The following is a 5418-nucleotide window of genomic DNA, read 5'->3' on the forward strand; positions in this document are numbered from 1 at the left end:
CCAGGGGGTAAAAAACTGGTTAAGTGCTTTATCACCCAAATTAAGCTGCATAAACACACTGCCCAGAAAATCACCGGGTTCCTGCGCCAGCCCCAGCACGGTATAGGAAAAGAGTTCTACAATTCGGACAACATCCTCCCGTTCGTACTTGTTGATGGTTTTCAGGTAATACTGCTCCAGCTCCTCGCTGTAACAGTACCTATTATGTATTGCTGCCATCACGCAATTACAAAAATCCTGAAAAACCTGATAACGACGGTGGTAACGTGCCGTCTGGTTAAACAGCGCGATAAATGCTTTTTGGTGATCCGGTTGTGATGACATCACGTGTTTTCCTTGCAAAAAATAACGGGAAAACACGTCCCGAAAAGGGAAAATGTTTCCCCTTTCGGTTGAAGTGAAGATAAAAAATAAATTAATGATGCGTTAAACGAAGGGCTATTACCCAACGGCGATGGCCGGCACGGGCAGGTTCACATCCGGCTTTTCACCGTTGACCAGATAAAGCGCCGGCCGGTTCTCCCGTCCTGACGGCCCGTGACCACTGTCCACATGCTCGCCCTGGTCATAGCAATCGTAGCCTTTGAGCTGGCCTGACAATCCGCTGTACCCGTGGCGGATTTCACAGTCAAAGACCGATGACAGCTCCCCCATCAGCTCGGCCGAAGGCGGTGCCCACGGGGAGTCAAAGCGCACGGTTAAGCTGCTGACATGCCGGCGCTCCCAGCGGACATGGTGACCAAACGGCCATTCAAGGCCGTATTGCTGGTCGTAAAACTGCGCCGTGGCAGCGATGCCTTTCAGCAAGCCACTGTTGCCGTTAATCTCGGTGGCAAGACGGGCCGGCATTATCATCAGCATATCGCAGGGCTGCGCCGACTCCGGATAAACACTCAGTTTATCCCAGCACGCGCCGATATCGATAGTTTCAGACCAACTCACCATGCCAAACCAGTCGGTATACTGGTGGGCCAGAACAGGGGAAATCAGACTACGCGCGGGCTCCGGTACATTGTCCCAGCGCACCAGGCTGAGACAGGACTGGCGGTACAGGTTATCTATCCGTTTAATGTTGTCGCTGCTTAACGGCACATTGTCCTGCAACAACGTCAGCCACTGTTCAAAAGCCAGATTCTGCGCTGTCGGTGCCGCCGTACCACGCACTAACGCCGGGTAAGGGACATAGGTTTGAGGTTTAGTCGGTTTCAGTATCCCCGCACACCCCGCCAGAAACAGCCGCAGGCTTTGCAGCACCGCCTGGCGGTAACGGGGGATTTCTTCACCGCAGACCCATTGTTGCATTACGTCAATACACACCGACTTGCCGGTGATTTCCAGTTGATTGGTGCACCATTCTGCCATGGTTAGGCTCCTCATTGGATTAATAAGCATAAACCGGAGGAACCGCGCCATCAGGGCACCGCTCCCCCGATGGGTGATTGAAAAATGGGTTATTCGGACTGTGACCCGTTGTCCTGACTGAGAAGCGTCCCGGCAATACCGCTGTCGAAAATCACTTGCAATTCATCATGAATACCCAGATACGGTGTACTGCGTGGGATAGTCTGTTCATTCAGCCGGGTTAAATCGTATTTATCCACCAACGCGTTGATGGCTTCAAAGGGCAGGACGCCACTGGCCATCAGTTCAGCCACCGTGTCAGCGTCACACAGGGCCGTATCATTCAGGTTCAGGCCAAAATGACGCTTCAGCAGCGTGCCGGCAATCATCTGCCAGACGGTTAAACGCAAAGGTGCCATCGTGATACCTCATACGTTAAACGCTGCCTGTCGTCCGTGCCGGAGAATATCCTGCACTTCGCGGCATTGTTGATAACGGGGTGAAACTACATGCAGCGACAGTAAATGCGCCTCATGCCACAATACCCGGGCAGCCTGCGTATTCTGCCAGCCCTGCTCAAGCACGGCTGACTGACACAACTGTTGCTGTTGCTTTTCCAGTGACAGGCGCTCCGATGCCAGTGTCACCGGCTGTGCCCAGACAATCTCGTCATAAAACCGGCCACCGAGCACTTTTCTGTCCCGGGCGTCATAAATCATGACGGTCAACGGAAAAAAAATGCCGGCAGATGGCTGGGATGAGGTTTCCGGCTCCGGCCAGTCGCCCAGCAGATGGATAACCTTCAGCCGCTGTACCGCTTCTGTGACCGAAGCCGCTTCGTACACGGTCAGGGTTTCTTCCCGGAGCGACTCCTTCGCTTGTGGGTGTTGCCTCAGGCCGGTGACCTGCACGGTAAAAATGTCCTCATGTAATGCCGGGCCGGTGTCATCCGGTATGGGTAAAAAAATCGGGTTCATCGTGTTTCCTTGAAATAACTCAGATTAAAGAAAACACCCGCCCGATGCCGGGAAGGTGTTTTCGGCTCCCTGGTCAGGCGCTTAAGAAAAGAACAGGGTTAACAGCAACATAGGCTGATAACCTCAATGATGATGATGATTTTGATTTTCGATTAATGACGGGCTGATAAAGTCCTCGTGGAGTCTCAATGTCATGACTGACTCTATCAGGCCGTTTTCCGGATGTTGCTTCGCATATTCCCGCAATTCGCGAAACCGACAGGCATCCGCATTCAGCTCATTCAGCGCGGCGATACGGGCAAGCACGATTGACGTCACCGCCAGCCCGAAGGCATCGGCTGAGAGTGTCACCGTTAACTGCGTGTCCGACAGGTAAACCGGATAGTTTTTCGCTGAGGTTGGCACCATATAGGCCAGCGACTCAGACACCTGGTGGCCTGTCCATTGCTCAGACGGGTAATCCCTGCATAACGTTGAGGCAGTATTGACAATCAGAAACCCCAGAAACAACCGCTCCAGCGATTGTTTGCCGGGAAATGCAGCGGACAGCGCGGGACTGTCCAGCATGATAAGGTCACCTTCTTGCATGATGTTCTCCTGTGAATAAAAAAGACGGAGAACACCCTGCCCGATGGGAAAGGAATTCCCCGTCGGGTGACTGGCATCGTGCCAGGGTAGATTAAATTATCGCCATGCCCCCGCTAAACTTAAAGCCGCCCGGATACACGGGGCCTGGGGATGTTGCAGCGCGTATTCCCGCAAATCACACAACCGTTCAGCGATTTCATCCTGCTTTACCAGTGCCGTCAGATAGCCCAGTACCGTCAGGGTGACCATCAGCCCGAACGTATCCGCTGACACCTCGCCGTTAAAGTCAGTGGTCTCGATTTTGACCCCATACGTGTCAGCACGGGTCGGCACGGCATAGGCAATTTTGTCGGACACTTTCCGGCACTGCCAGGTATCACACCGGTAATCCTCACACAGCGTGACCGCCGCTTTAATGACCGAGTGTTCCAGCAACCTCAATTCCAGTGGGCTATTTCGCGGAAAGACGTCCGCAAAAGGGGACAATTCAGACGCCGGTACAGCATGCACCGTTGTCCTGGTTTCGTTTTGTTGCATGGTGGACTCCTTTAAAATAACGGAGAACACCTTGCCCAACGGGAAAAGTGTTCCCCGTTGGGTGATTGGCTGGGTTGCCAGCGTGGATTAAATAACCTTCATCATCAACAAAGATGATATCTGCTTCCAAAGGTGGGCAGATGTACCACACAGTGTGTACTCCCTTGCAGGCTACGGGAGTGTGGGTGTCGCTGCCCGAAGGTGATCCTCACAAGCGACCGGATCATCAATAAGCCTTATCACGCTAATAAACGGAAGTCATAAGTTCAATACGTAATTCATTTTCCGGGACAGAAAATAATGTCAGAAGCGGGATGGCATTATTTGAATTGATTCGAATGCAATCTACCCGTTCTAATTTTATGGTGTGACCAAATCAGGCAACTTGCTCTAACTCACTTCTGGGCAAAAATAAGTTAGAGATAGATGATGAATGGTTAGCCAAATGTAAGATTCAGTTGTATTGCACCTAGCATAAGGTCAGGTCGTGTATAAATCAGTACACTTTTATTCACCCTCAATATTCCGGTAATACACCTGCCGGATATAGCGCCCGCGCCCATCGCCATGTCCCAAATCCATCGAGACCAGGGCCTGTGCTTCCTGCTCGCTGAAGCCCTGTGCGGTGTAATGTTCACCAGATTGCTGGGCAAAATGGTAGCGCATACTGTGTGGGGCTTTCTCGCCGCTCAGTCCTGCCCTTCTGACAATATACCGATAGCGATCTATGGCCTGGGTGATAGTAGGCTTATCAATCAATTTGCCGCTACGCCCGGCCTGCTCGCGTTCCGCATAAGCAATCGCGTGTTGCAGGGCTTCCCGATCCAGTATGACCGTTTGTCTTGGACGTCCGCCTTTGGTGCCGAACACCACCCGCACAGAGGTATGCCCGTTTTCCAGCGCTTTTTTCCAGGTCGCTAACGATTTATAGGCTTCGATCGCTTCTTTGGTGCGCAGCCCCAGTACATAAGCCAGTTGCATCACCGCTGCCACGCGCCGGTCTTTTTGTTCCACCTGCTGAAAAATTTCCCGGAACGCGGCCGGTGTCAATGCCGTTTTCGTTCCCTTGCGGCTCGTCTCAGCGATACCCAATGCCCGGTTACTCAGGCGGGCATTATCGGGATCAGCCAGCTTGTGCTTTCCCGCCCGCGCTAAAATGGCCCGCAGCACCGACATTTCATTTTGCAATGTCCGGTGATTAATATGGTGAGCTTTTCGTTCAGCGATGTAGCGCTCAATATATTTCACCTTCAGGCTATCCATTTGCCGGAGTTTGATGCCATTGTTTTTTAAATAATCAAGGAAATACCGGGCAATCCGCTCACGATCAGCCACTGTCACAAAACTTCCGCCCGCCTGTCGGGCATGAGTAATAAAGGCTTTTCTGAACTGCTCAACCTTTGAACGTGTCGATCCCTGCGCCATTCTCGCCTCTCCTGCTGCTTTGCTTGTGTTTTATCCATTTTTTGAGTCATTTTTAAAACAATTCCCTGCGTGTCGGTTCAGGTTCACCGTTCCGTGGTGCGTCAGACAATGTGTAGCAGGGCGGGATTGTGTTGAGTTATTGCAGGAGCTCGCGACGTGCTCAGCACAGCGATGACATGCTCCCCGTTCAGGGCCTGATCAGCTCAGGATGAACGCCTCATTATCTTGACGTGATGAATTTCTCCTTCATTTTTACTGCATCAGCCTGCAATCAGGCAATGGGTTGAAAATCCGATTAGACGATCGTTTATCAATCAAACAAAATGGCGGTTAATGGTCTGTTTTGAGTGGTTTCACTGAGTAATGCGGGGTTCAAATCGGCCGTAGAGTCAGGCTCTACGTGCTCTGGACGTTGGCCGCTTTGCGGCGTCACTTGGTAATCGCTGCGCTTTAACACAAGTGACGCCGCGCCGTTTTCGGGACGTTTATCGTGATAAATGCAAAATGCAGGTGAATGTTGTACCGGTTAAAACGGTATCGATTAACGTAA

The 5418-nt window shown here is 51.9% G+C and carries 7 protein-coding genes and 1 pseudogene; all 8 read right to left on the bottom strand.

Annotated features, from left to right (window positions below):
• Window positions 1-324, bottom strand: a pseudogene (locus Xenpb_RS18440) (SAM-dependent DNA methyltransferase); the annotation flags it as partial.
• 117 nt (window positions 325-441) lie between these two features.
• Window positions 442-1362, bottom strand: a complete 921-nt coding sequence (locus tag Xenpb_RS18445) for a DUF1281 domain-containing protein (RefSeq protein ID WP_187655615.1) — start codon at window positions 1360-1362, stop codon at window positions 442-444.
• Between the two features lie 89 nt (window positions 1363-1451).
• Complete coding sequence (locus tag Xenpb_RS18450; RefSeq protein WP_187655616.1) at window positions 1452-1760, bottom strand: TA system toxin CbtA family protein; 309 nt, start codon at window positions 1758-1760, stop codon at window positions 1452-1454.
• A 9-nt stretch (window positions 1761-1769) separates the two neighbouring features.
• The gene (locus Xenpb_RS18455; RefSeq protein ID WP_255523196.1) at window positions 1770-2186 is read right to left on the bottom strand and encodes a hypothetical protein; all 417 of its coding nucleotides are present in this window, start codon (window positions 2184-2186) and stop codon (window positions 1770-1772) included.
• 255 nt (window positions 2187-2441) lie between these two features.
• The gene (locus Xenpb_RS18460; RefSeq protein WP_187655618.1) at window positions 2442-2906 is read right to left on the bottom strand and encodes an antirestriction protein; all 465 of its coding nucleotides are present in this window, start codon (window positions 2904-2906) and stop codon (window positions 2442-2444) included.
• 96 nt (window positions 2907-3002) lie between these two features.
• Window positions 3003-3443 (bottom strand): antirestriction protein, encoded by a 441-nt coding sequence (locus Xenpb_RS18465; RefSeq protein WP_187655619.1) that lies wholly within the window; start codon window positions 3441-3443, stop codon window positions 3003-3005.
• Between the two features lie 507 nt (window positions 3444-3950).
• Window positions 3951-4868 (bottom strand): integrase domain-containing protein, encoded by a 918-nt coding sequence (locus Xenpb_RS18470; RefSeq protein WP_187655620.1) that lies wholly within the window; start codon window positions 4866-4868, stop codon window positions 3951-3953.
• Window positions 4869-5178: 310 nt separating this feature from the next.
• Window positions 5179-5325, bottom strand: a complete 147-nt coding sequence (locus tag Xenpb_RS18475) for a hypothetical protein (protein ID WP_187655621.1) — start codon at window positions 5323-5325, stop codon at window positions 5179-5181.
• Window positions 5326-5418 lie beyond the last annotated feature (93 nt).

The organism is Xenorhabdus sp. PB62.4, from assembly GCF_014467285.1.
Classification (GTDB): Bacteria; Pseudomonadota; Gammaproteobacteria; order Enterobacterales; family Enterobacteriaceae; genus Xenorhabdus.